Annotated in this window: 23 protein-coding genes; 5 read left to right on the top strand and 18 right to left on the bottom strand. The window is 40.3% G+C overall.

Going from position 1 to position 25077, the window contains the following annotated elements; translation table 11 throughout:
- Positions 1 to 62 precede the first annotated feature (62 nt).
- The 5 genes from NST13_RS01430 to NST13_RS01410 form a co-directional block, all read right to left on the bottom strand.
- Positions 63 to 527 (bottom strand): prepilin-type N-terminal cleavage/methylation domain-containing protein, encoded by a 465-nt coding sequence (locus NST13_RS01430; RefSeq protein WP_342581218.1) that lies wholly within the window; start codon positions 525 to 527, stop codon positions 63 to 65.
- A 111-nt stretch (positions 528 to 638) separates the two neighbouring features.
- The gene (locus NST13_RS01425) at positions 639 to 1847 is read right to left on the bottom strand and encodes a type II secretion system F family protein (RefSeq protein ID WP_342581217.1); all 1209 of its coding nucleotides are present in this window, start codon (positions 1845 to 1847) and stop codon (positions 639 to 641) included.
- Positions 1844 to 2887: a type IV pilus twitching motility protein PilT gene (locus NST13_RS01420; RefSeq protein WP_342581216.1), complete on the bottom strand. Its 1044-nt coding sequence runs from the start codon at positions 2885 to 2887 to the stop codon at positions 1844 to 1846. The genes NST13_RS01425 and NST13_RS01420 overlap by 4 nt, the downstream gene beginning before the upstream one ends.
- Before the next feature lie 13 nt (positions 2888 to 2900).
- Positions 2901 to 4562 carry a GspE/PulE family protein gene (locus NST13_RS01415; RefSeq protein ID WP_342581215.1) on the bottom strand — a complete coding sequence of 554 codons (1662 nt, stop codon included), beginning with the start codon at positions 4560 to 4562 and terminating at the stop codon, positions 2901 to 2903.
- Positions 4563 to 4579: 17 nt separating this feature from the next.
- Complete coding sequence (locus tag NST13_RS01410) at positions 4580 to 5923, bottom strand: VanW family protein (protein ID WP_342469766.1); 1344 nt, start codon at positions 5921 to 5923, stop codon at positions 4580 to 4582.
- Between the two features lie 464 nt (positions 5924 to 6387).
- On the opposite strand from NST13_RS01410, the gene NST13_RS01405 reads away from it, so the two are divergent.
- From NST13_RS01405 to NST13_RS01385, 5 genes are all read left to right on the top strand, one after another.
- The gene (locus NST13_RS01405; RefSeq protein ID WP_342581214.1) at positions 6388 to 6849 is read left to right on the top strand and encodes a hypothetical protein; all 462 of its coding nucleotides are present in this window, start codon (positions 6388 to 6390) and stop codon (positions 6847 to 6849) included.
- A gap of 289 nt (positions 6850 to 7138) precedes the next feature.
- A complete protein-coding gene (locus NST13_RS01400) occupies positions 7139 to 7636 on the top strand; it encodes a prepilin-type N-terminal cleavage/methylation domain-containing protein (RefSeq protein WP_342581213.1) in 498 nt (165 codons plus the stop codon).
- The gene (locus NST13_RS01395; protein ID WP_342581212.1) at positions 7633 to 8121 is read left to right on the top strand and encodes a prepilin-type N-terminal cleavage/methylation domain-containing protein; all 489 of its coding nucleotides are present in this window, start codon (positions 7633 to 7635) and stop codon (positions 8119 to 8121) included. The genes NST13_RS01400 and NST13_RS01395 overlap by 4 nt, the downstream gene beginning before the upstream one ends.
- Before the next feature lie 20 nt (positions 8122 to 8141).
- Complete coding sequence (locus NST13_RS01390) at positions 8142 to 10559, top strand: hypothetical protein (protein WP_342581211.1); 2418 nt, start codon at positions 8142 to 8144, stop codon at positions 10557 to 10559.
- Between the two features lie 472 nt (positions 10560 to 11031).
- Complete coding sequence (locus tag NST13_RS01385; RefSeq protein ID WP_342581210.1) at positions 11032 to 13119, top strand: hypothetical protein; 2088 nt, start codon at positions 11032 to 11034, stop codon at positions 13117 to 13119.
- Positions 13120 to 13197: 78 nt separating this feature from the next.
- Here the strand turns inward: NST13_RS01385 and glnA are convergent, their stop codons facing one another.
- From glnA to NST13_RS01320, 13 genes are all read right to left on the bottom strand, one after another.
- Positions 13198 to 14532, bottom strand: coding sequence for a type I glutamate--ammonia ligase (gene glnA, locus NST13_RS01380; protein WP_342581209.1), 1335 nt, complete (start codon positions 14530 to 14532; stop codon positions 13198 to 13200).
- Positions 14533 to 14570: 38 nt separating this feature from the next.
- On the bottom strand, positions 14571 to 14972 hold the full coding sequence (locus NST13_RS01375; protein WP_342469773.1) for a MerR family transcriptional regulator: 402 nt from the start codon (positions 14970 to 14972) through the stop codon (positions 14571 to 14573).
- A 208-nt stretch (positions 14973 to 15180) separates the two neighbouring features.
- Positions 15181 to 15798, bottom strand: coding sequence for a Bax inhibitor-1 family protein (locus NST13_RS01370; RefSeq protein ID WP_342581208.1), 618 nt, complete (start codon positions 15796 to 15798; stop codon positions 15181 to 15183).
- A gap of 52 nt (positions 15799 to 15850) precedes the next feature.
- Positions 15851 to 16462, bottom strand: a complete 612-nt coding sequence (locus tag NST13_RS01365; RefSeq protein WP_342469775.1) for a histidine phosphatase family protein — start codon at positions 16460 to 16462, stop codon at positions 15851 to 15853.
- Positions 16452 to 17528 carry a histidinol-phosphate transaminase gene (locus NST13_RS01360; protein WP_342581207.1) on the bottom strand — a complete coding sequence of 359 codons (1077 nt, stop codon included), beginning with the start codon at positions 17526 to 17528 and terminating at the stop codon, positions 16452 to 16454. Before NST13_RS01360 ends, NST13_RS01365 begins: the two co-directional genes overlap by 11 nt.
- Positions 17503 to 18456: an adenosylcobinamide-phosphate synthase CbiB gene (gene cbiB, locus NST13_RS01355; protein ID WP_342469777.1), complete on the bottom strand. Its 954-nt coding sequence runs from the start codon at positions 18454 to 18456 to the stop codon at positions 17503 to 17505. The genes NST13_RS01360 and cbiB overlap by 26 nt, the downstream gene beginning before the upstream one ends.
- Before the next feature lies 1 nt (position 18457).
- Positions 18458 to 19132, bottom strand: coding sequence for an adenosylcobinamide amidohydrolase (locus NST13_RS01350; protein WP_342581206.1), 675 nt, complete (start codon positions 19130 to 19132; stop codon positions 18458 to 18460).
- Between the two features lie 199 nt (positions 19133 to 19331).
- A complete protein-coding gene (locus NST13_RS01345) occupies positions 19332 to 20582 on the bottom strand; it encodes an aminotransferase class I/II-fold pyridoxal phosphate-dependent enzyme (protein WP_342581205.1) in 1251 nt (416 codons plus the stop codon).
- Between the two features lie 218 nt (positions 20583 to 20800).
- Positions 20801 to 21103: a rhodanese-like domain-containing protein gene (locus tag NST13_RS01340; RefSeq protein WP_342469780.1), complete on the bottom strand. Its 303-nt coding sequence runs from the start codon at positions 21101 to 21103 to the stop codon at positions 20801 to 20803.
- Positions 21104 to 21320: 217 nt separating this feature from the next.
- Complete coding sequence (hfq, locus tag NST13_RS01335) at positions 21321 to 21548, bottom strand: RNA chaperone Hfq (RefSeq protein WP_342581204.1); 228 nt, start codon at positions 21546 to 21548, stop codon at positions 21321 to 21323.
- 54 nt (positions 21549 to 21602) lie between these two features.
- Positions 21603 to 22535: a tRNA (adenosine(37)-N6)-dimethylallyltransferase MiaA gene (miaA, locus tag NST13_RS01330; protein WP_342581203.1), complete on the bottom strand. Its 933-nt coding sequence runs from the start codon at positions 22533 to 22535 to the stop codon at positions 21603 to 21605.
- Entirely contained in the window at positions 22508 to 23434 is a 927-nt protein-coding gene (locus tag NST13_RS01325) for an alpha/beta fold hydrolase (RefSeq protein ID WP_342469783.1), read from the bottom strand. Before NST13_RS01325 ends, miaA begins: the two co-directional genes overlap by 28 nt.
- Positions 23403 to 25070: a glycerol-3-phosphate dehydrogenase/oxidase gene (locus NST13_RS01320; protein ID WP_342581202.1), complete on the bottom strand. Its 1668-nt coding sequence runs from the start codon at positions 25068 to 25070 to the stop codon at positions 23403 to 23405. The genes NST13_RS01325 and NST13_RS01320 overlap by 32 nt, the downstream gene beginning before the upstream one ends.
- Positions 25071 to 25077: the final 7 nt, after the last annotated feature.

Below are 25077 nucleotides of genomic sequence, written 5' to 3'. Positions count from 1 at the left end.
TTTATTAATTCATTAGTTTCTCAATGGAACACCCAATATGGAATTGGGTGTTCTTTGAAAAACTAATTGGAGTTAGAAGAAGCCTCTTTGATTACTTTATCACCATCAGAACTTCCTTTATTAGTATCTTTATTAATATCATCAATTGAAGCTTTATTAAATTCAACTGTTTTATTTCCTGAGTAAACAATAGGATCTGTTGTAAGCTTAATTTTTCCATTCTCTTTATTAATTGTTACAGTTTCTGCTTTCTTCAATGCACCGGCAGTGTCCAAATATCCTTCAGATTCTAATTTTGCTAGTGTCACCTCTGCTTTATCATCATTTTCTGTAAAATAAATATTTGCCGCATTCAAAACATTGATGGCATCAGCTTTGACCCCGTTATATTTGGAGTTTTCAATGATGTTTCCGATAGCCGGAATGGCGATTGCGGCAACAATTCCTAAAATCACCACTACCGCCAGCAATTCAACCAATGTCAAACCTTTTTCGTTTTTCAAACGTTTTTTCAACAATTTTTTCATATGTATTCCTCCTCCAATTTTTTTATGTGTGATGTGGTCGTTATGATTATGTACGTGCGTTTCCTTCAGCGTTCTCACCTCCTTACAATGGAATGATGCATTTGATTTATATTACATTTGTTCGTATAAACTGAACATCGGCAAGAAGATGGATGCAACGATTCCACCGACAATGACTGCCAGAAAGAGAATCATGACCGGTTCAATCAGAGACTTCAACGTATTGACAGTGCGGTCGACTTCCTCCTCGTAAAACTCCGCCGCTTTCTGGAGCATGAAATCGAGGGTTCCCGTCTTTTCCCCGATGGATACCATCGATGTCACCAGCGGAGGAAACAGCCAGCTTTTTTCCAAAGGTTCCGTCAAAGTGCTCCCCTTCTCTAGGCTGTTCCGCGCTTCTTTCACCACTTTCCCGATGACCGGGTTGCCGATCACCTTTTCCACAATCGTCAAACATTCCAAAATCGGTACGGCACTGCTGAATAATGAAGAAAGGTTGGACATCATTCTTGAAAGTGCGGACTTTTGCAATAATGGTCCGAAAATCGGAATTCTTAACAATGTATAATGCACACCATAGTGAAATTTCCCGTTATTTTTATATAGGTAGTAAAACACCAACACAATAATAAGAATCGCGCCCAGCACGCTCCACCAATAATGTTGCAATATTTCGCTGATTTTGATGGTAAAGATCGTAATGGCCGGCAGCTCGGCACCCATCGACTCAAAGGAATCGATAAAAGATGGGACTATGACCACCATCATAAATACGGCTACCACGATGGTCAGTACAAGCAATACCAACGGATATGTCATGGAAGATTGCACTTTTTTCTTCAAGTTGTACTGCTTTTCAAATGTTGTCGCCAATTTGTCCAAAATCGTATCCAGGTTTCCGGTCACTTCAGCGGACATCATCATGTTGACGAACAAATCCGGAAACACTTTTGGATGTTTTTTCGTCGCTTTCGAAAAAGAGAGACCCGACCGGAGATCTTCCTCCACCTGTTCCAATGCCCTCTTTAACGGTTTGCTTCTCGTTTGGCGGGCCAATATATTCGTCGCATCAACGACTGAAACCCCCGCCCGGATCAATGTGGCAAATTGACGGCAATAAATGACGAAATCCTGATTTTTTACTTTCGATCTGCCCAGATTGAATTCTTTGTCAAGAATGTTCGAAGATTCATTGATTTCCCGGGGATTGATGCCCCGCTCCCTGAGCTTTGCGATTGCCGCTTTTTTGCTCGGGGCATCAATTTTCCCCTTCGTCAACTCTCCCCTTCTCGTCCTTCCAACATACCTGTAAATGGTCACCGGTAATCACCAACGTTCATGTATGGTTTGACTTCTTCCAACGACACTTGCCCTTTTGCAAGCAATTCCTGGATTGAATGTTGCATCGTATGCATACCCAACGCCCGGCTTGTTTGCATAATATTTGGAATTTGTTCAATTTTTTCACTGCGTATTAAATTTTTTACAGATGGCACGGCAACAAGAATTTCCGTTGCCGCCACACGGCCTTTTTTATCTTTTCTGACGAACAGACGCTGTGAAATGACGCCTTCCAATACACTGGCCAATTGCGAACGAATCTGATTTTGCTGATGGGGCGGAAAGACATCGATGATACGATTGATCGCGGACGGCGCATCCAATGTATGAAGAGTTCCAAACACCAAATGTCCGGTTTCCGCAGCCGTGATTGCCGTTGAGATGGTTTCCAAATCCCTCATCTCCCCGACGAGAATCACATCCGGGTCTTGCCGCAACGCCGCTCTTAAGCCGGTGGCGAAATTTCTTACATCTGTACCGACTTCCCGTTGATTCACAATCGAATTTTTGTGAGAATGAATAAATTCAATTGGATCTTCAAGGGTGATAATATGTTTTTTCATTGTTTCGTTAATATGATTGATCATTGCCGCCAAGGTCGAAGATTTCCCGGAACCTGTAGGACCTGTGACCAATACAAGCCCTTGTGCTCTTTCCGCCAAATCAAATAGCACTTTTGGCATTTCCAAAGATCTAATCGTCGGAATTTTGGTAGGAATCAACCGGAATGCGATTGCCGGCGCATTTCGCTGTTTATAAACATTTACACGGAATCGAACGTTTTCATTGTATGTATAATTAAAATCGGCATCACCTTTTATTCGATATCCCTTCAACTTGTACTTGGGCAAAAGCTGATTGACCATCTCTTCAATTTCTTCGGCAGAGAATTCCACATCCCCAAATTTCTCCAACATTCCGTGGATCCGGAAAATCGGCGGTGTTCCGACAGTGATATGTATATCCGAAGCATTATTTTCAAAAGCGCTTCTCAGAATATCTTCTATTGAAATATTCATAGCTCATCCCTTTCTATTCAACCGTTGCCACGCGTAATACTTCTTCTGTTGTTGTCAGTCCATCCAATACTTTCAAGAAACCGTCCCCTAGCAAAGTACGATAACCTTCGCGCTTCATGTAAGCCATTATCGCCGCAATCCCTTTCCGCTGTGATATGTATTCTCTTACCGTCCGATCTATCGGCAATATTTCATGAATCGCAATTCTTCCTTTATAACCTGTATGGTTGCAGGCAGGACAGCCGCGCCCCCTGAGCACGTTCTCAATCTGCAAACCTTCTTTGGCAAACAGTTCCTTTTCCCTCGAGGTTGCCGGCACCGTTTCCGCACAGTCACGGCAAACCCGTCTTACTAAACGTTGAGCCACTACACCAACTACGGAAGATGCAATCAAGAACGATTCAATGCCCATATCTTCCAGTCTGGAAATCGATTCAACGGCATTGTTCGTATGGAGCGTGCTTAAAACCAAGTGTCCGGTCAGCGATGCCCGGGTTGCAATTTGCGCAGTTTCCAAATCCCTTATTTCTCCTATCATAATAATGTCCGGGTCTTGTCGGAGAATGGAACGCAATCCTGCCGCAAAGGTCAATCCCACTTCTTCTTTCACTTGAATTTGATTGATTCCTTCCAATCGGTATTCCACCGGATCTTCAACGGTAATGATATTGACGCCTTCTTTGTTCAGTTCAGATAAGGCCGCGTACAATGTCGTCGATTTCCCGGAACCGGTAGGGCCAGTGATCAATACGATGCCATTCGGTTTGGATATCATGTTTCTGAACAATTGTTCATTCAGTTTGCTGAATCCCAATTTATCGATGCTTGTTGCCGCATTGCTCAAATCGAGGATCCGCATCACAATTTTTTCTCCGTAAATTGTGGGCAATGTCGACAACCGGATATCCACCGGTCGGAAATTGATCGTCGTTTTAATGCGGCCGTCTTGCGGAATGCGATTTTCCGTAATATTTAAATTCCCCATGATTTTTATGCGGGCTGTAATCATATTTTGCATATGTTTCGGGATTGAACGTTCAGTTCTGAGAACCCCGTCAATCCGGTACCTTACACGGAAATCCGTTTCTTGCGGATCAAAGTGAATATCACTCGCCCTTAACAACACCGCATTGGAAATCAACTGATTCACCAAGCGGACAATGGGTGAATCATCATCGGTTATCTGTGTATCCGCCGCTTCGTTCGCATCAATGTTTATGTCAGCCATTGCCGCATCCATTGATTCCTGCAAATCGTAATATTTGGCAATCGTTCGATACAAATCGTCTTTCGCCGCAATGCCCGTCTCTATATGGCACCCGGTTGCCATCCTCACTTCTTCGATGGCGAAATAGTCCATCGGGTCCGCCATGGCGATGAACAATTTATTTTTATCCCGCCGTATAGGCATTACTTGCGCCCTTTTTGCCAATTCCGCCGGCACGAGTTGGAGCACTTCCGGATCGATTGGATATTGGCTCAAGTTGATATGGGGAACACCCAGTTGGAATTCGAGCACTTCTATCAGTTGTTGCTCTGTCAATATATTTTCACGGATTAAAAAATCTCCCAACTTTTCATCGCTTGACTTATTTTTCAATGCGTATTCGAGTTGTCCGGGTGTTATGACACCTGCTTCAACGAGCAAATCCCCGAGCCGCTTGCGATATTTCATATGTTTCCCCTCGCTTTCTATGAAGTTACTAAATTCCCACCCTTGTCATAGTAACTTCCAGGAGGTAATTCGTCTTTATTTTTGTCCTTGTCTTGATTGGAATTGCCGTCAGTTTTATTGTTGTTTTGTTCAAAATCAGGCAGTCCGTTTCCATCCAAATCCAAGTTGTCCACGTTGCCGGAATTTGGACCCGTTTCTTCTTCAGCCGATTCTTTCGGTTGAATGGCTGATTTTAACACGATCCGGTTTGTCGGCGCATAATAATCACGACTAATTTCTTCAGTTTTTTCTTCACCGTTGCTATCCGTCATTGTTCTTGTAACGGTCACCCGAAGTCCTTGTTTTCCTTCTTGAATCAATCTGGAACTTCCCATCGGCAAATCTTTTGAAAATCTGTTGATGATTCGGGGAGCAATCGTTTGCTGTTGAACGGAAACCCGAACCGTTACATCTTTCACACTGGAATACAACTCTACTTTTAAATTTTCTCCTTCGACGGACATTTTCAGTAAATATGGATGTTTCGATACGTTGATAAATTGCAGATCTTTCTCACTGAACGCATCTACGGAGACGTTCAATCCCGGCTGTAAATAACCAGGTAATTCTTTTTGGGCATGTCTCTCCATAATTTCGATATTTGCCTGCAAAACGGTGTTGTAAATCATCGATCCGACAAAATTTAAACCTTCCGTATTTGCGGAATCCGTCAAATTTTCCAACACTGTTAATAGTGAAAAAGCTTCGTTCGGCTCTAATATGTATTCGTTCAATTCTTCCGCCAATGCTTGTACACCTTTTGTATTGGCTGGAATTTTTTCAATGGACAATGCGATTCTCTCATTCTCCAATTGTGTGGTGTCTGTTACAACCGCCTCAATTTCATGAGACTCCAAGTATGATGCTTGCGCTAAAACCCGTTTATATGTATCTTCCGTATCCCAAATGGTTATGTATGATATTTGTTCTTTGATAGATTCACTATCTGAAATATGTATCGGAATATGTACAACTTCTTCTGATTTCCAAAAAAGATAGAAAGGTTTATCTGTTGAATCTCGATATTCATCGATCGCCCGATCAATATCAAATATGATTTCTTGCGGGTCAATGCTCAGTTCTTCACCTCCACCCCGGATGACGATCGGCTCTGATGCCCATTCATCAATGGCATTTTCCAGCACTTTTTTTATTTCCTGATCTTTCAGACCGGAAACATCAATGCCACCAATGGTAGAACCATTCGATCGCTTCTCGTCCGCAAAAGCTGTCAAATAGGATTGTGCCGGAATCAGTAAGCAAACCAAGACAGCAGCCACCAGGACGAAGGTGAAAGCTTTACGTGATTTTATAGTTTTCAAACTATCCACCTCATTATTTTATGTTATTTTTTTATTATTTTTAGTTGAAAAATACTATTTTTTATTCCATTTTTCCCTGCCTTTTCTAACTCAAAAAAAGAATACAATAATTTTCAAACTTTTGTATCATACTTTTTTCCTATTTTATTAAAATTTTTTAAAAATCCGATAGAAACATGTGCAACTAACTAATTATTTTTACATAAACTGGAATTTGATGTTATACTTAATATAATAGTACCCTTATACTAAGCATTATATTCATTTAGACTTTATTATTTTTATATAATTTTGTACATTCCTTTTCATAATTGTTACAATTTTTTGCCTAACCAAGAAAATCATGAATTTTAAATCGAAATTTGTGACAATGAAGGGACATTCTTTTTGCACCACTGGCATTTTTTTGTGTTTTCGTTTACATTGAAAATAGATTTCATTCCATACCGAAGTAGGTGTAACTTATGAAATATCTTTCCAATCAAAGAGGCGGCAAACCTCTCATTATCACAGTCATCACTCTTGTCATTATTTTTCTTATCTCTGCAGTTGCGATTGTTTATTTTACAATCAAAGATCAAAACATCGAATTTTCCGAAGAAGAGATTGCCGAGGCGACCAAAGTGGTGGAATCGGAATTGGATAAGGCTTATGCCGTTGCAAAAGAATATCCTTTCGAGAAACGGTTTGAAGCGATACAATCAATCGGTTATCGCGAGCCAAAGGAAGGCGAATACGCCATCTTCACTTTTGAAAAAGAATATGATGAAGATGATGAATATTACGTAATATTAAAAATGAAGCCCCATGCGCAATTTGAAAATTTATCAGTAGTGACTGTAGCCATATTTGATAAGAAAAACGGCGCTCTAATCGTGGAAAAACAAAATGTATTGAAATGGGAAAAGCAAGAAAATCAATCTTAAACTCTTCCCGTAAAACCGGAACAAACCCTGCCTTTCGCGATGCAGGGTTTGTTTTTTTATTCAAAGGGTATATATAAATATATCTTTCGGACTATTACATTTTCTTGGTTTCTTTTGCAATAATATAAAAGAATCATTTTGTCAAAGAATCTCAAAACAATTTCTGTTTAATCTAGTAGATTTGTTGTTTGGAATAAACTATATTTTAGTTGTTCTATTTCTATTTTCACATTATTGATTTGATTTTTTTATCTACTACGACTAACTATGACTTAAGGAGTGGCAAAATATGAAGCTTAATGAAAAGGGGCTGACCCTCGTCGAAGTGGTCGCCAGCCTCCTTATCATAACGATTGTTTTATTAAGCGTTGCCCAACTCGTTATTCAATCGAATAAGACCAATTCGATTAATAACGAAAAACTGGTTGTGATTGATTTGGCGGAAACCATTTTGGAACGGCTGAAAGCGGAAAATCACATCGTAAAAGAAGCAATCGAAACAGCTTCCAATCCGGATCAGGAAGTTGAAATCCCCTTAAGCTCCATTAATATGGAAAATCTTTCGACCAAAAAAATCAATGGGAAAGATTGCTATTTTGTTGAAATGAATCATGAAACATATCAAGTGAGCGCCTATGCGAGGAAAGCAAACAAACAAGAAATAAGCGATTTCGGCTTAAGACCGGTTGTTGTAAAAGTAAAACGGGTGGAGATCATTACGAATGGAACAACCAGCATCAAAGATTTGATTGGAAAAAGCGAAATAGAAGGATATGTTGAACTATGATGAAAAATTGGAATTCAAAGGGAATGACATTAGTAGAAGTGTTGGCGGTATTGGTGTTGGGTACAATAATTGCCCTTTTGGCTTTCAATGTGTTATTTGGCATGTTCTTTAATCACAAAGAAAAAATAATCACTTCCGCCAATGTACGGGATGTCGCGGATTACTATTTGGAGAATTTGTCAAATTATATTTTTTCCCTCAGTGAAAACAATGTGGAAAAAATCGTTCAATCGGAGACTGAAGGGTATTATATCGTCGAAAAAGATTCGCCGGCAAACATCACCGGATTTAAAAATGATGGCGGAATGGTTTCACTCTATGTCGGAGGTGAAAAGATTGAATCCTCGTATCCAGACATCAAAATTTCCGACTTCCCTAATACAAAAATTGTAAAAGAAAGAAACAACATCTATAAAATCACTTTGACCCTTGAATACAACGGTAAATCCAAAACCTTTAACAAAGAAGTCCATTCTATACCTTAGTTTTTAAGGAGGGAACATAATTGAAATCCCAAACAGGAAACACCCTGCTTTTTGCCATAATGGTATTAATGCTCGGTTCAGTCATCGCGCTCACGTTAATCGGCATGTCCATCAACGGCACCGCCCGAAATGAACACCGGGAAAATTATAACCAGGCCAAAAAAAATGCGGAAAGCGGGATTGAGCATTTAATCGCCAGTATGGAAAAGGATTTGGAAAGCAAGATTCCATCGCCGGGAATTGATACAAATCATAATAAAACAGCGAGTTTCAGAAATGACTTTATGGATATTTTAAGTACATATAGTTGTCCACCAAACGAAGAGAAGGATTACGAAAAATATTATATACATAACAAAGATGGAAGTACTTGGTATGCCACTTGCGTCCAATATGACGAAAAAGAAAACAAAGAATATAAAAACAAAATCGATCAGCTTTTAAACAAAAATGATTTCTACGTCCCAATCACCATCAAAAGCAGAGGTTTTGCTGACGGCGAAGAAAAAGTGATTATCGCTGAAGCGAAGTTCGGGGTGACATATAAAAACTATCCAAGTATATTGGATTTCGCAGTGGCAACCCATCCCAGCACCCTTCCAAAAGAAGATCCGAACTATAAAAGCGAATCTTTGATTTTAAACGGCGGTATACAAATTAAAGGGAATGTGTATACTAACGGAAATATTGCGGTGGCCAATCGCGCATATGCACCTAAAATCGACGCCGATGAAGGCGGAAATCCATGGAAATCTACAATTTACCCTGAAATTAAAGGCATTAATAATGAACCGGCTCAAATTTATATGAATCCTGACAAGTCCCTTTTTAATTTAAAAAAATGGGAAATAAGCAGCAGCTGTAAACGATCCGAAGAAGCAAAAAATTTAATTAATGGATTAAAGAAATTAATGGATAAGCTGGGGGACACTCCTAAAAGTTTGATCAATCTTGTATCGGTTATTGCTTTTGGATACTATACCGTACCTGATAAGTATTTTACATATTATGACTTGCAACATTACAAATTTGATGAACATACTTCCCAAAACGATCAATGTTTTTACAAAAAATATTCCATCAAGGATATAGACAGCTTTTTAACTGAAAAAAGCGATATCAATATCAAAACCGCACCAAAAGAATTAACGCCTGTTCCAATAACAGGTTATATTAATCACGGGAAAACGGAATTAGGAAAAATTAACAATAGCCTGAAAAATGCATTAACTGAAAAGATCAATGCATATGAAACTAAAGTTTTATATAAAAAAAATATACAAGGATCATACAAATTCAATAATGGCAACATCGTGCTTTTGAATAGTTCCCTTAAAGGGCAATACTATATCACAACAGAAGTAAATAATGCCGACAGCGTGAATACATCGGTTACAGTCAGTGTTTTGGAAATATTGGACAATGTCGCCCCGCAATTAAAATTGGGCACTTTTTTAGGAAGTCTTGGCGATGACGTACAACAATTATTAAAAAACCTGTTGGGTGGCGTTCATAATTTATTAAAAGGCCTGGTGGATCTGGTCAGTAACATACTAAAAGGCTTATTTGATTTTTTGGGAAATTTATTGGGTATAAAAAAAGATGATGAAATTCAAATGGATGTACCAGGGGATATGGTATCCGAAGAAATATCGGATAAGGTCTCGGATAAATTGGACATCGATGAAAACGACTGGAATACGATGGATGGAGAATTTTATATTAAAAATAATATTGAGCGGAAAAAATTATTGATTCAACTATTGAAAGGAATCGGTGTCATCTCCAAATCCGATAATCCAGACGCCACACGGTTGCTTGATTTTCTTATCAATAATGAAGGGTTGATCCCGAAAGGAAGAGCTTTGAATTTAGATCCAGGACTATTGGGCAATGGGAATTTCACCCTTAAAGGAGTCTATTTTATCGATGGAGATGTAAAAATCAACAACTCCAACATTAAAGGAGATGCAATTCTTTTTGTCAATGGAGACGTCAATATTCAACACACCAAATTAAATACAGCAAACAACAACAAACTGATCATCTTTGCAACCGGAGATATTATTTATCAATTCAGTTCCCAACTCAGCACCGATCTGAAAGATAAATATTTAAATGAAACTCCTTTGGTCGTTAACGCTTTCTTATATTCCGACAAAAAAATTGAACTGCATGGAACAATTTCCAATATCCACCTAAAAGGAGGAGTTGCAGCAAATCAAGTCATCTTAAGCGGCGTTCGGGGATCTTTCAATAAACATAGAAATAAATTTGAAAATAAAGATAATGCAAATTCCCCTTCCCGTTTAATTATTGAGCATGATCCGGCTGTATGGGAAACTTTTGTGGAATTGACGAAAAAATATGACAACTCTTCAATGCCTGGATACTATGAATTCTTCATGGAACCAACAACAATCACTTCCAGAAAATAAGTTTAAATTTCCAATCTCCCGCCATTTTGTTTGGGAGATTATTATTGAACATTATTATCAATTAAAAAATATAGAATTTATAAAACGAAAAATATCATATAGTAATTATTTGATATTCGCTTTCTGAAAACATATTTGTTAAAATGGCCCAAGAATCTCCGAAAACAAAAAACACACAATATTATATTATATAAATATAATTTGATTGCATTTTCTAAAATAATAATACTGAAAAATCATTAATTGTAAACGACCCTATTATTTACAATAAATAAAGTATATATATTATAATTGGATTAAGTATATCAACAAGTTAACCATCTCTGATATTTCTATTTTAGTATATCAAAAAACACGGCATTTTCATAAGAATTTTATGGAAATTATTTTTTTCATAAGTATAATGGAAAGAAAGGATGAAAAAAAGTTATTACTATACCCTAATAATTTCCTATTTGAAAGGAGATAGTATATGAGAATCCTCCGCTCACAAAAAGGAAACGCCTTTGTGATAACCATCATGGTGTTGTTGATTGCAACGGTTATCGGGACAACCTTGATCACCTTTTCCATGAATGGGATCACACGCAACGAACACCGGGAAAAAACGAATCAGGCGGCCAAATTGGCAGAAGACGGAATTGACCATATCACTTTAAAAATCAACAAAGAATTGGAGCAAGCGATTGAAGAAGTGCTGGAAGACACGAAAAAGAAGTATTATAAGCTGAATTTCATCAGCAAGTCGCAATTTATAAACGCATTCAACGACAAATTTGATGATATTTTACAGAAGTATGAATGCGATTCAGGAACCCATGTTATGAATGAAAACGGTGAAAAAAAATACGATGCATGTTACATAAAAACTCCCGCCAATCCTCTTGACACCATCCGGACTGTGAAATTCAAAAGCGTCGGTACGGCTAACGATGCCACAAAAACGGTCGTTGCCGAAGTCAAACTCGGAGCCGTATACTCAGATGTCCCGAAAATACTGAATTATGCCGTCAGTACAAGCGGCGATGGCAACCTTATGTTAAATGGCGGGGTCAGCATCAATGGAGATGTAAAAGCCGATGGAAATATCATCGTCTCAAACAGCGCATACATACCAAGCCCACTGATTGAAAGACGTTGGAAAGACAGTACATACCCTGCCATTGGCGGGGAAACGGTTTTCCCTTCCGAATCGAAAAATGCAAAGTTATTTGTCAATCCTTCAAACGGACGGCTGTTTGTCATCAAACCGGAAGCATTGGACAACTGGAAAGGCTGCGACAACAAGTTCTTCGACCGGGTCAATTATAATGATGTATTTAAACATAACTTCCATGAAATGAAGGAAAGCAATTGCCTTTATGATATACAATCCGTGAAGAATGTCACTTCCTACTTATTCAATGAAGATCTGCCGGATCTGATGGAAACGGGGACAGCTGAGCCGTTTGATGTGGAAAATATGGTCAATATCGGAAAAATGGCGCTTGCACAAAAAGTGATCAAAAACGATAATGAATATTCGGTTTACAAGCTGCCTGTAAATTCGTCTTACTACGCCAAAAAGCCGACTTGGTTCAAATATGGTATCCAAACCATCATCGATGGAAAAACCCATGAAATCAAGGGCGAAAATGGGAACGAATATTTCAGATTGACCGCATTATTAGGCAATAACAATTTTATCGATCGTACAAAATATACGCTGGACGGGAACTTCCATTTATACGGTTCCAACATCATCATCACCGGACTTTACTCAAGCAACACGTTTAAAGGGAATTACTATATTTCCAACAAAAAACCTGTTATAAACATCGATCCGGATGATGAAAAACCTGATGAGAGCAAAAGTTATGAAGAAAAGAAAGGAATTCCGCGGGCATCCATCCGAATAGAAGATGGCAAACATACATTTGATGGCAACTTTTATCTGGACAAAGGTGACATCACAAATAAAGCCCTCAATATCAATCGCGGCGAACATACATTTAAAGGCGTGTATTTTGTCGATGGGGATCTTGAAATCAACGGAGTGCTCGGATCTCCATTGAAACCGGCCATCATCAATGCGGATGCAATATTTTTTGTGAATGGCAACGTGGACTTGAAACATGTATTGATCAATACTCCTGGCGACAGTGGATTGATTATCTTCGCTACAGGCGACATCACCTACAACTACGCAACAAGCCAAGGAAACAATTTAGAAGATTATTTCAATGAAAAACAGCAAGAAATCAATATGTTCCTTTATTCCCAAAAAGGGAAAGTGGAGTTGCACGGTACGGTCTCCAATTATAAAATCAACGGAGGCGTCGCCGGGAAAAATGTATTTTTAACAGGCATCCGAGGCAGCATCGAGAGAGCAAGCATCAAATCAGGCTTCACAAGAAACTTTCCGAGTGTCCGCGAACAAGAAAAAAGCGAATCCAGACTGATGATCGATTATGACGAAGATATTGTCACAACCTTCCACAAGTTGCAGAATATCGGTATCACCTACCACGATTTGGATTCTTTCAAACCGATTATGGTTTCGAGAAAATATGAAAATTGATGCCCCATAAAACGAAAACATCCTGCTTTTGCGCATTAAACCAGCGAAAGCAGGATGTTTTTATTTCACATTATTTTATTAATACATTTTCAAATAATGTTCTCTCTCCCAAGGATGGACAGTGGAACGATACATTTCGAATTCGATTTCTTTCGCTTCTTTGAAGTTTTGGTAGATGTGTGGTCCAAGGGCGTTTTTCACCACTTCATCTTTCTCCAACAAGCGGAGGGCATCATCCAATTGCCCCGGCAAGTTTTTAATTCCGTTCTCACGGCGTTCCTCTTCCGTCATCACATAAATGTTCCGGTTGATTGGAGCTGGTGGCGTCAATTTGTTTTTAATGCCATCAAGTCCTGATGCCAAAATCACCGCCATTGCCAAATATGGATTGGCTGAAGGATCAACGGAGCGCACTTCCAAACGTGTTGAAACTCCGCGGGAAGCTGGGACGCGAATCAACGGTGAACGGTTTTGTGCGGACCAAGCCACATAAACCGGCGCTTCGAAGCCGGGAACTAAACGTTTATAAGAGTTCACTGTAGGGTTTGTAACGGCTGTAAAGCTTTGCACATGTTTCAATAAGCCCGCCATGAATTGCATTGCCGTTTCGGATAATCCAAGCTCAGTGTTTGGATCATAGAACGCATTGTCTTTACCTTTGAATAAGGAAACGTTGCAGTGCATTCCTGATCCGGCTTCACCAAATAATGGTTTCGGCATGAATGTTGCATGCAGACCATGTTTGCGCGCAATTGTTTTTACCACCAATTTAAATGTTTGGATGTTATCGCAAGCTGTGACTGCATCCGCATATTTGAAGTCGATTTCATGTTGCCCCGGAGCCACTTCATGGTGGGAAGCTTCCACTTCAAAGCCCATTTCTTCCAATTCAAGGACGATATCGCGACGGCAGTTTTCACCAAGATCTGTCGGCGCCAAGTCAAAATAACCGCCATGGTCATTTACTTCCAACGTAGGTTCGCCGTTTTCGTCCAGTTTGAACAAGAAGAATTCCGGCTCAGGCCCCAAGTTGAAATGACTGAAGCCCATTTCTTCCATTTCTTTTAATACGCGTTTCAAATTTGTACGAGGGTCTCCTAAGAACGGCTCACCATCCGCAGTATAAATGTCGCAAATAAAACGTGCCACTTTCCCTTTTCCTGTTGTCCAAGGGAATACCATGAATGTATCTAAATCAGGATATAAATACATATCAGATTCTTCGATGCGGACAAATCCTTCAATGGATGAACCATCAAACATCATTTTGTTGTCCAAAGCTTTATCCAATTGACTTACAGGAATTTCAACGTTTTTAATTGTTCCTAAAATATCTGTAAATTGTAGTCGGATAAATTTTACTTCCTTTTCTTCAACCAATCGATAGATGTCTTCTTTTGTGTATCGACCCACAATTCCACTCTCCTACTTAAATTCTTTAGTATAAATTATTATTGATAATATCGAGTAACATCTGCATATCTCAACAAAGGTTTATGGGAACGGGATTGGGCATTTTTCATTTCCTCCCGCAAGATGCTGCGGATTTCTTCATCAGAAAGCTCTTTTCCAAACTTTCCATCCTTCGCCCCTTTTTTCATTTCGAATATTTTCTTAATTCCCGCTATGTTTAAACCTTGTTCAAGAAAATCTTTGATTTCCAAAAGCAAATCAACATCATTTAATGAAAACATCCGCTGATTGCCTTCTGTACGATGAGGGCAAATTAGACCTTGTTCCTCATAATAACGGATTTGCCGCGCGGACAAATCTGTCAGTTGAATCACCGTACCGATTGGCAATAACGGCATTGATCTTCGAATTTCACTTGTCCGTTTATTTTGATATGACATGTCACTCCTCCCTAATGATGAACATTTTACTATCTGGCATATTGTTTGTCAACGTCATGTAAGGAAACCTTACATTGACAAAAATTTTTTCATTTTTAAGAAATTCATCTCATAATTCATCAAATTTATTGCCATTTTCACTTTTTCCACAAAAGAAAAAACTGTAGAAATAAACGAATGTTAATTTCCTCAGTTTTTTCCCATCAGGTTATTTTCTTTTTCCCCGGTATAAACGTCCAAAGAAAAAGAAGAAGATATTGATAAAATCCAAATATAAACTTAATGCCGTCTTAACAAGTTCATCTTCTTTTACATAATAATTCCGGATCAAATTAAAATCATAAACTGTATATAGCACAAAACCAAAGACGATGATGGCCGCAATAAATACATGGACCATACTGTCAACCGGGATGAAAAAATAAATGATGAAAAATAGCATAAATACGAGCAATATCGCTGTGAAATATGTTGCCCCATTCGGAAAATGCCTCGGCATTTTTAAGCCCAAAAGAGCAAGTGTGATGAAGAGAACCGCCGCTCCAAATAATAGCGAGTACACGAATGCTGTTCCCAATATTCCGATAAATAACTGTGCCAACCAATAGAACATGATTCCTGTAAAGAAGGGGATCAAATATAAAATTCCGTTGGCCCATAGCATGTTGCGGGTGAAAACGACAATGAACAACAAGACCAAATTGACCACCGAAACAATAATTACGATGGAAGACGGCAAAAACATTCCAACAATCAGGCTTATCGCCGTCAATCCCCACATCAAGGCGAAATGCTTTAAAACAAGACTCAAATGATGGCCATACATGGCAACAACTCCATATGATCGTTTAGTTCAATATATTTTTAACCGGAGTTGTCTATTCAATCGAAATGGTTTTTCCGATATACTCAATGATCGGTGTTTTATTGGTGATGGTGACTTTTGTGACACTTGCCCCCTCAATTTCAAAATCCCAAATGTTCTTTATTGGCAACCGCAAAATCGGCAGAATCAGAGCCCGAATGGCGACACCATGGGAAACCGCCAATATTTTCCCTGAGTCGAAGGCATTCGCGCAGGATTCAAGAAAATCGCCCATCCGGTGGACGACCTGGTGAAAGCTTTCACCTGTATCAGGGATGTATTTTTCAGGGTGATGGAAGTAATGATTGTATCTTTCGAAATCATTTTTTTCAATGTCTGCCAACCGTTTCCCTTGCCAGCTGCCCAGATGGATTTCCAACAGCCTTGGATCTTTCACGATTGTCAAATAGTCCCCTACCAACAATTCAGCTGTTTGTATCGCTCTATTCGAAGTGCTGGAGAAAGCCGCAGCAAATCGAATGCCTTTTAATTGCTGTTTTAAATGGGTAATTTGTTTGATGCCATGTGGAGACAAGTTGGAATCCAGCCAGCCTTGCAGCCGACCTTCCTGATTCCACTCCGTTTCACCATGGCGAACGAAAAAAAGCTCGAGTTTATTTTCCATACCATTCATCCATTACTTGTTGAAATTTTTTCATTGCTTCTTCCCTTTTCACTCCGATTCGAAGCCATTTGCCATCCATGCCGATAAAATTTTCCGTATGTCTCAATACTATACCGTTGCGGAGACAATAAAAATAAAAATCCCTTGTCTCTTCCGGATCTGTCAGTTGGAAGCAGAGAAAATTCGTCACGCTGTTTGTCGTCTTACATTGGTGTTTCCGCAAAAAATGTTCGAGGTTTCTTTTGATGCTGGCATGTTTTGCAATACTCTCACGGCGGAAGTTTTCATCTTCAAGGCACATTTTCCCTATTTCAATGGCTAATGCGTTGACATGCCAATGGGGGAGTCGGCTTTCCAATTCTTCCACAAGTTCTTTTCGCCCAACTAAATACCCCAATCGGATGCCTGCGATTCCATACATTTTTGTCATCGATCTTAAAACCGTCAAATTGGGATACCGTCCGATAAGTGGTATGACGGATTCCGATTCATCGGTCCAATCCATAAAAGCTTCATCGACCAGGATTTCACACCCTGTTTCTTCCCCGCAAATTAGAAGTTCTTCGATGGTTTCCTTTGGGATAAGGGAGCCGGTCGGATTATTTGGATTACATAAATACAGGCAAGCCGCTTCTTTCATATGCTCTTTGATTTGTACAATCGGGAGCCGGTATGCTTCGATTTCTTGCACCACCAAATCAATCAGTTCGGCTCCTTGGGCTTCCAACGTCATTTTATATTCAGAAAAAGTTGGATGGACGATTATCACCTTTTGATTGGTAAACCTGCCTGCAAAAAAGGTTAATAATTCCGCTGCGCCGTTTCCCAAAAGAAGGTTCTCCCGTTGAACATTTAATTTCTCTGCCAAAAGTGATCTTAACGGTTCCGCTTCCGGATGCGGATAAACAGAAATTTTGTTCAACAATTGGAACCATTGTTCTTTAATCATTGGCGGAAATCCGAAAGCATTCACATTCTCACTTAAATCATAAACCATTTCAGGCATCGGAATTTGAAAACGTTCGTACAGGGATTGGAAATTAGCTCCATGCGGTGGATATTGCAACGATGACACCCCCAATCAGGATTGTAAAAAGAATGGATGCAACAAACATCTGTTGAATGGCAGCTTTTATATGGTCGGATGCCAATGGGACATCTGGTGTTCCCATATAGGCGCGAAACGACGGCACCCCATGATAGGAGTTGTATCCTCCAAGACGGATGCCCAGCTGATAGCTTGTTGCCGCCTCCAAGTAACCGCTGTTTGGACTCGGATGTTTTTTTGCATCCTTCAGCCATAAACGCAACCGTTCTGCCAATGGGCGGTCGGTCTTCTTTTTTGTGAATAATAAAATAATGAGTCCTGTTATTCTGCTTGGAATAAAATTTGCCACATCATCGAGTCTCGCGCTGAATTTTCCGAACTCTTCATACTTTTCATTTTTATAGCCGATCATGGAATCCAATGTATTGATCGCTTTATACGTCCATAATCCCGTCGCGCCAAAGAGGCATGCATAAAATAACGGCGCTGTGACCCCGTCGCTCGTATTTTCCGAAACCGTTTCCACCACTCCGCGCACGATTTCCGGCTCATCCAGATGCTCCGTATCCCGGCCGACAATCCAGGATAATTTTTTCCGGGCTTCTTCAAGGTCACCTCGGGTTAAGGCCATATATACTTCCATTGCCGCTTCTTTTAAACTTTTTTGGGCAAGACCCATCCCTATCAATACTCCTTCAACAAGGATGCCAACCATCAAATGGATTTGATACGCAGCATAGACGATGAAAAAAGTCGTAATGGCTACAATGGCAACTACGAGAATTCCGGTCATGGCTCCTTTGAAAATTCGGTGGGATCCTTTATTCCATTTTGTTGTAAGGAATCCAATAAAAGAGCCAATCCACCGAACGGGATGGGGCATTTTTGGAGGATCTCCCAAAATCAAGTCCAACATTTGCCCAATAATGACTGCCAGGATGGTCATGTCAAGATTTTCCTTTCGTATACTTAAGATATTCATCAACGGCGATGGACAATGTTTCGTAAAGGCCTTTTCCAACAAGGGATCCCACTTTTGTAATGGAGCCTCCGTATTCATGAACTTCCCCTTTTTGGGTGGAGGCGATGCAAATGCTGTCTGTGGAAGTGCCAGTCGCAACCGTTCCGGTATTTTTATCGATAATCTTTTTTTCCGAAAGTACTTTGGTTTTTGTTTCCACCGCGCAACAAAGCGCCTGAATCAATGCTTCATCCGTTAAACAGCCGTTAATAAAAATAAAAATATTGATTGTGCCAATTGCCGGTTTATAGGAATACCGGTGGGAACGGGTAACATCAACCGCATTATTCAATCCTGCGGTTACCATCACAACGATGGACGTATCCCCATCTTTAAAAAAGCGCGAAAAAGCGAATTTCATATCGACCGCCGTCATCATGGCAACGGTCTTGTCCAAAGGAAACCCTTTGGATTGAAGAAATTGTTTCATTTCTTCATGGGCATCTGATGGAAAATAAGATTTATCAACGGTGCGATTGATAAAATATTGATAATTGCCGTAGCCGGCGTTGTGCATGGCCGAACTGAAGGTCCTCAAAGGTCCATCCGCTTCAATCGCAACATATTCTCCGTAATGTTTGATCGAATCCAATGTGATCATGATTTTCCCTCTTTTTCAAAAAACTCTATTAAGTAAGTTAACATAAATTTCTTGATTTATAAACAATCGGAATCGGCTGAAAAAAGGATGGATGGATCACTTTTTCTTAATTGATTCGTACCGATGCAATATTGCCGAGTTGAACAGTTTCAGCAAAGGAAATAAAAAAGCAGCTCAAATTGAACTGCTTTATTCAACATTAAAAGGATTTCAGTTTTTGAACCGCACTGCATACAGCATATTTGACGTGCTCGTACGTCAATCCTCCCTGCACATAGGCTGTATAAGGGGGACGGATGGGACCGTCTGCAGTAAGTTCGATGCTTGAGCCTTGCACAAAGGTGCCTGCAGCCATAATGACATCATCTTCATAACCAGGCATATAGGATGGCACAGGCGCATAGTGGGCGTTGATTGGAGAAGCTGCTTGGATTTCTTGGCAAAAGGCAACCATTTGCTCTGCCGTTTGGAATGAAACGGACTGGATTAAATCGGTGCGGTATTCCGTATAGTGAGGAGTTGTTTTCATTCCCACCTCTTCCAGCATCGCAGAAGTGAAAATTGCACCTTTCAAACTTTGAGCAACTACATGGGGCGCCAAGAAAAATCCTTGATAAAAATCAATCAATGTATTTAATGAAGCACCCGCTTCCGCACCTATTCCGGGACTCGTCATCCGAAAGGCGCATTTTTCCACCAAATCGGCTTTTCCGGCAATATATCCTCCTGTTTTTGCAAGGCCTCCACCCGGATTTTTAATGAGGGAGCCTGCCATTAAATCCGCCCCAACTTCCGTCGGCTCAAGTTTTTCGACAAACTCTCCGTAGCAATTATCGACAAAGATGATGACGTCCTGCTTGATTTCCCGCACTTTCTCACACATTTCACGAATCTGTTCAATGGTGAAGGACGGTCTAGTGGCATAACCTTTCGAACGCTGGATGGCCACCATTTTTGTCTTTTCGTTGATGGCTTTCCGGACGCCTTCCCAATCGATTTCCCGATCGCCAATCAAATCGATATGGCGATAATGAATACCGAAATCTTTCAACGAACCCGTATCTTTTTCTCCCCCATCCACTATGGATTGAAGGGTGTCATAAGGTTTTCCGGTAATATAGATCAATTCATCCCCCGGACGAAGCACGCCGAATAAACTCAACGTAATGGCATGGGTCCCGGAGATAATTTGGCTTCGGACAAGTGCACTTTCCGCACCAAACACTTCCGCATATACGCGCTCCAAGGTATCTCTTCCCTCATCATCATAGCCATAGCCTGTGGATGGATTCAGATGAAAGTCGCTCACTTGATGCTTTCTGAAGGCTGCCAATACCTTTTGTTGATTGAAAAAAGCCGTTTCATCCACCCTTTCATGGTATGGCTTTATTTTTTCCTCGATCTTTTTTGCAAGTTCTACAACTTCCGGTTTTAAGTTTGATACAAACATGATTGATACTCCTGTCTAATTGACTTACATAATTTATCCTATATCATCTTATCAATTCATTGTAAGGAGTCAACTGGATTATTTAAGTTTCATCATTCCATCGGAACATGTTCAACTTACTTGCGGGGATACGAAAATAATTGCGGCTCCTCCAAAGATGCTTGAAATCCCCCGAAAAATAAAAAGGGGGAGCCCCTGAAGAACTCCACCTCCTCCCCTTATTTAAACTCCAATTCTCCGTCGTATTCGAGCATTCCGCCTTCAAGATTGATGACATTGTATCCATTTGCTTCCAAGAACTCACAGGCTTTTCCGCTTCGGTTTCCTGAGCGGCAAACAATAATATATTCTTTTGATGGATCCAATTCCTCCATGCGTTCAGGGATGGAACCAAGCGGAATATGTACGGCTCCAGGAATCATCCCATTCGCCACTTCAAAATCTTCACGTACATCAATAATATTCAAGTCCTCATTGGCATCCAATAAATTGATCAATTCTTCCGTTGTCATTGTTTTCATTATAAAACCTCCAAAAACTTTCGTATGTCCCTAATTATAATCGACAATAGAAAAATCGGCGAGTATGAAAACTGCCGATTTTTCTCTGCAAATTGCCATGGAGTTCCATCAGCATGATGGTTTCTTTAAGCCAACGATCTTTGACCAGGTCCCCCGAAGATTCATGCCCATAACCCCATGGAATAGACTGCCATTTGTGCTTCAAATAACCATCCGATTATTGTTCTTCTGATTGAAGCTGAACATTTTTCGATGGTGAAAATGTTGAAATGGCATGTTTATAAATTAAATGCTGCTTGCCTTCCGATTCAATTAACACCGTAAAATTATCGTAAGATTTGATGGTTCCTTTTAATTGGAAACCATTTAATAAAAAGACTGTTACAAAAGTATTGCTTTTACGCAAATTGTTTAGGAAAGTATCTTGTAAGTTCATTGATTTCACACCGCACACCTCATCTATTTTTTTCTCTAGTGTAAATTATTCGATAACGATTTTTTATTTTCCTTCTTTATTATAAAAAAATTTAGACATTTTTATAATTTTTTCCCAATCATTTCCTATCCATTGTACATCCATTTTATTCCGGAAATACGTCAATTGCCGTTTCGCATAACGGCGGGAGTTTTGCTTGATTTGTTCCACCGCTTCTTCCAACGTGATACGGCCATCCAAATAGTCATACAATTCTTTGTAGCCAATGGCTTTCACGGCCTGTACATCGCGGATATTTCTTTCCCATAAACTTCGGACCTCATCAAGCAACCCCTGTTCCATCATGAAATCCACCCGCTCATTGATGCGTTTATACAATTCTTCCCTGTCAATGTTCATTCCGATAATGAGATGGTTGTACAACGGAATATTGCCCCGGTTCAGCTCTTCCGACTGTTTGGAGATTCCATGCAGTTCAATCAATTCCAATGCCCGGATGACGCGGCGCGTGTTATTTGGGTGAATGGACTTTGCGGTTTCAGGGTCCAAAGCGGCAAGTTTTTCGTGCATGGCTTTTGGGCCGATTCTCTCCAGTTCTTCATAATATTTCTTGCGCGCTTCTTCATCGACCTTTTCCTCAGTAAATTGAAAATCGTATAAAACCGCCTGGATATACAAACCTGTTCCGCCAACGATGATTGGCAATTTTCCTCTGCTTTGGATTTCTTCTATTTTATCTCTTACCAATCGTTGATATTCCGCAACAGAAAAACTTTCGGTCGGCTCCTTGAAGCTTAATAAATGGTGAGGGATTCCTTCCATTTCTTCTTCCCGGATTTTTGCGGTGCCGATATCCAGCCCTTTATAGACCTGCATCGAATCACCGTTGATGATTTCACCATCGAAAGCTTTTGCCATTTTAATGCTTAAAGCCGTTTTCCCTGAAGCGGTAGGACCAACGATGGCCACTACATCAATACATTTTTGTTCTTCCATTTTCTTAACCACCGTACTATGACTTCATATACCAGTTCTTTGTTTTGTTCATTTAAAATTTCATGGCGCATGCCTTCAAAAAGATACACCGCAACCTGTTGAAGGCCGGCTTTCGTTAACTCTTCAGCCACTTGGAAAACGCCTTTTCCGTTATTTCCCACGGGATCCGCACTGCCGCTGATGAAGAGGACCGGCAAATCTTTGCGGATTTTTTTATTTTCCTCTTTGCTATGGATTAATAGTAGCCCATCGGTTAAATCTTTGAAAAATTGATGGGTAGGGATGAATCCGCAATATGGATCTTCCACATAGGTTCTCACTTCTTTTACATCACTGCTCAACCAATCAAAGGGCGTAATGGCATTTTCAAATTGTTTGTTGAAGCTCGAGAAAGCCAATTCGTTCATCAACTTGCTTTCCTTTTCTTTCCCCTGAATGCGGGCAAGAGATTTGGCAAGCAGGTTCCCCATGTAATGCAAAGCAGTGGTTGATCCTGTTCCACAAAGGATGCACTGATGAACGAGGCTTGAATGGAGCTGGATGAATCTTCTGGCTATAAAAGATCCCATGCTGTGTCCAAATAAAATGCAATCCAACCCTTTGATCATGGTTTCATTCATGACTTCATATACATCTTGCACAACCCGCTCAAAACCATCTTCCTCACAAAAATAACCAAATTTTCCGCCCGCTTCTCCCGTTTTTCCGTGCCCGCGATGATCATGGACAATCACCCGGTACCCTTCCCGGCATAAAAATCGGGCAAATTCATCGTACCGTTCACCATACTCGCACATTCCATGAAGTATATAAAAATTCCCGATAGGCTGTCCTGCATCATAAATTCTTGCAAAAATTTGTTGTCCATCACTCATTTGTATCCAACGTGTCTCTTTCACCGCAATCCCCCTTCGCCTCTCGGATCATTTGATTTAACTGCATGGTATAAAAGGTTTTTTCCCTTTCAGAATAGCCAATCCTGTCGCTCATTATATCAATGACTGCATCTTTCGTTTTTTCCACCATTGCGATATCAAAATACATGAGGCCTGTTCTGCGGATGAAGAAATCAGCCGGTGTATAAGCCATTTCATCGTAAATGCTGTAAAGCAGTTGAGCGAATAACGCTTTTGGAAGTTTGTCTACTGGTTCTTCCTTGTCCAATAAATCAAACACCCGGTCAATATTTGTTCCATACATTTGGGCAAGCCCTTTCGCTTCTCCGAAATTCAACCCGAATTTGGCCCCTTCCATCGCCTTCTTGTTTACAAAATACTCAAAATTGGAGGAACGGAGCCCTTCAGCGCCGGACAAAGCCAATTGTTTCGTCATGCATTTTTTCGCATGACGGAAACGATGTTTTTTGACGATCAGATCAACAATCCGCTCTGCCATGATCCGATATCCGGTCAACTTTCCGCCCGCAATGGTCATCAACCCGCTTTTGGATGTCCAGATTTCATCTTTTCTGGAAATCTCGGACGGATTCTTTCCCTCTTCAAAAATGAGCGGACGGATTCCTGCCCAAGTGGATTCCACATCTTCTTCCTTAAGGGAAAGGGAAGGGAAAATTGAATGAAGGGCATTTAATAAATAGGCCACCTCTTCACTTTTCGCCACCGGATGAACCGGATCTTCTTCATAGAAGGTATCGGTTGTTCCGACATATACTTTATTCCCCCTTGGAATGGCAAAGACCATCCGCCCGTCGTCCGTATCGAAATAGATCGCTTGTTCCAAAGGAAGCACTGACTTGTCGAACACGATATGGATGCCTTTTGTCAGTTTCAAAGATTTTCTGCTTCTTCCATTGCGATTGTCTTTTTCTAAAATTACGTCGACCCAGGGCCCGGCGGCATTGACGATTTGAGCGGCATGTATTGTAATGGTTTCACCGGTAATTTCATCTCGGACTTTTGCTGCAACGATGCGGTTCCTGTCATAAACGAACCCTGTGACCTTGGCATAATTCAAGCAAAGGGCCTTATATTCCACCGCTTTTTTGATGACTTCAAGTGTCAATCTCGCATCATCGGTTTTATATTCCACATAAAATCCCGCGCCAAGCAATCCTTCTTCTCTCAAAAAAGGGGCAAGTTTCAAGGTTTCCTTTTTCGAAAGCATTTTCCTCCGTTCGGATTTCCGAACCTTTGCCAAAGAATCATAGAGTTTCAATCCTATCGAAGCGGAAAATCTTCCTAATGAGCCATTTTTATAGATGGGAAGCAGCATTTTCTCAGGAGTTGTAACATGGATGCTATTTTCATAGACGATTTCCCTCTCTCTTCCTACTTCCGCTACAAGGCGAAATTCCAACTGTTTCAAATAGCGCAAACCGCCATGAATCAGTTTCGTTGAACGGCTAGAAGTGCCCGCGGCGAAATCTTGCATATCGACCAACGCGACAGACAGGCCTCTCGAAGCCGCATCCAACGCAATACCGGCACCGGTGATGCCTCCGCCGATGACGAGCACGTCAAAAGAATAGGTGTTCATCAAGTGTATAAGTTTGGACCGATCTTGAAATGAAAACATCCGCTCA

The sequence above is a fragment of the Ureibacillus sp. FSL W7-1570 genome (assembly GCF_038593265.1).
Taxonomy (GTDB): Bacteria; Bacillota; Bacilli; order Bacillales_A; family Planococcaceae; genus Ureibacillus; species Ureibacillus suwonensis.
The sequence above is the reverse complement of the archived record's forward strand: the minus strand, read 5'-3'. Positions and strand labels throughout refer to the sequence as shown.

Excerpts from the sequence above, each read along its gene's own strand:
- NST13_RS01370 (WP_342581208.1), bottom strand. The coding sequence starts at position 15,798 with ATGTATGGCCATCATTTGAGTCTTGTTTTAAAGCATTTCGCCTTGATG.
- NST13_RS01420 (WP_342581216.1), bottom strand. The coding sequence starts at position 2,887 with ATGAATATTTCAATAGAAGATATTCTGAGAAGCGCTTTTGAAAATAAT.
- NST13_RS01340 (WP_342469780.1), bottom strand. The coding sequence starts at position 21,103 with ATGAAAACAATGACAACGGAAGAATTGATCAATTTATTGGATGCCAAT.
- NST13_RS01365 (WP_342469775.1), bottom strand. The coding sequence starts at position 16,462 with ATGGAAAATAAACTCGAGCTTTTTTTCGTTCGCCATGGTGAAACGGAG.
- NST13_RS01405 (WP_342581214.1), top strand. The coding sequence starts at position 6,388 with ATGAAATATCTTTCCAATCAAAGAGGCGGCAAACCTCTCATTATCACA.
- cbiB (WP_342469777.1), bottom strand. The coding sequence starts at position 18,456 with ATGACCATCCTGGCAGTCATTATTGGGCAAATGTTGGACTTGATTTTG.
- NST13_RS01415 (WP_342581215.1), bottom strand. The coding sequence starts at position 4,562 with ATGAAATATCGCAAGCGGCTCGGGGATTTGCTCGTTGAAGCAGGTGTC.
- NST13_RS01400 (WP_342581213.1), top strand. The coding sequence starts at position 7,139 with ATGAAGCTTAATGAAAAGGGGCTGACCCTCGTCGAAGTGGTCGCCAGC.
- NST13_RS01375 (WP_342469773.1), bottom strand. The coding sequence starts at position 14,972 with ATGTCATATCAAAATAAACGGACAAGTGAAATTCGAAGATCAATGCCG.
- NST13_RS01350 (WP_342581206.1), bottom strand. The coding sequence starts at position 19,132 with ATGATCACATTGGATTCGATCAAACATTACGGAGAATATGTTGCGATT.
- miaA (WP_342581203.1), bottom strand. The coding sequence starts at position 22,535 with ATGGAAGAACAAAAATGTATTGATGTAGTGGCCATCGTTGGTCCTACC.
- NST13_RS01320 (WP_342581202.1), bottom strand. The coding sequence starts at position 25,070 with ATGTTTTCATTTCAAGATCGGTCCAAACTTATACACTTGATGAACACC.
- NST13_RS01385 (WP_342581210.1), top strand. The coding sequence starts at position 11,032 with ATGAGAATCCTCCGCTCACAAAAAGGAAACGCCTTTGTGATAACCATC.
- NST13_RS01430 (WP_342581218.1), bottom strand. The coding sequence starts at position 527 with ATGAAAAAATTGTTGAAAAAACGTTTGAAAAACGAAAAAGGTTTGACA.
- NST13_RS01345 (WP_342581205.1), bottom strand. The coding sequence starts at position 20,582 with ATGTTTGTATCAAACTTAAAACCGGAAGTTGTAGAACTTGCAAAAAAG.
- NST13_RS01395 (WP_342581212.1), top strand. The coding sequence starts at position 7,633 with ATGATGAAAAATTGGAATTCAAAGGGAATGACATTAGTAGAAGTGTTG.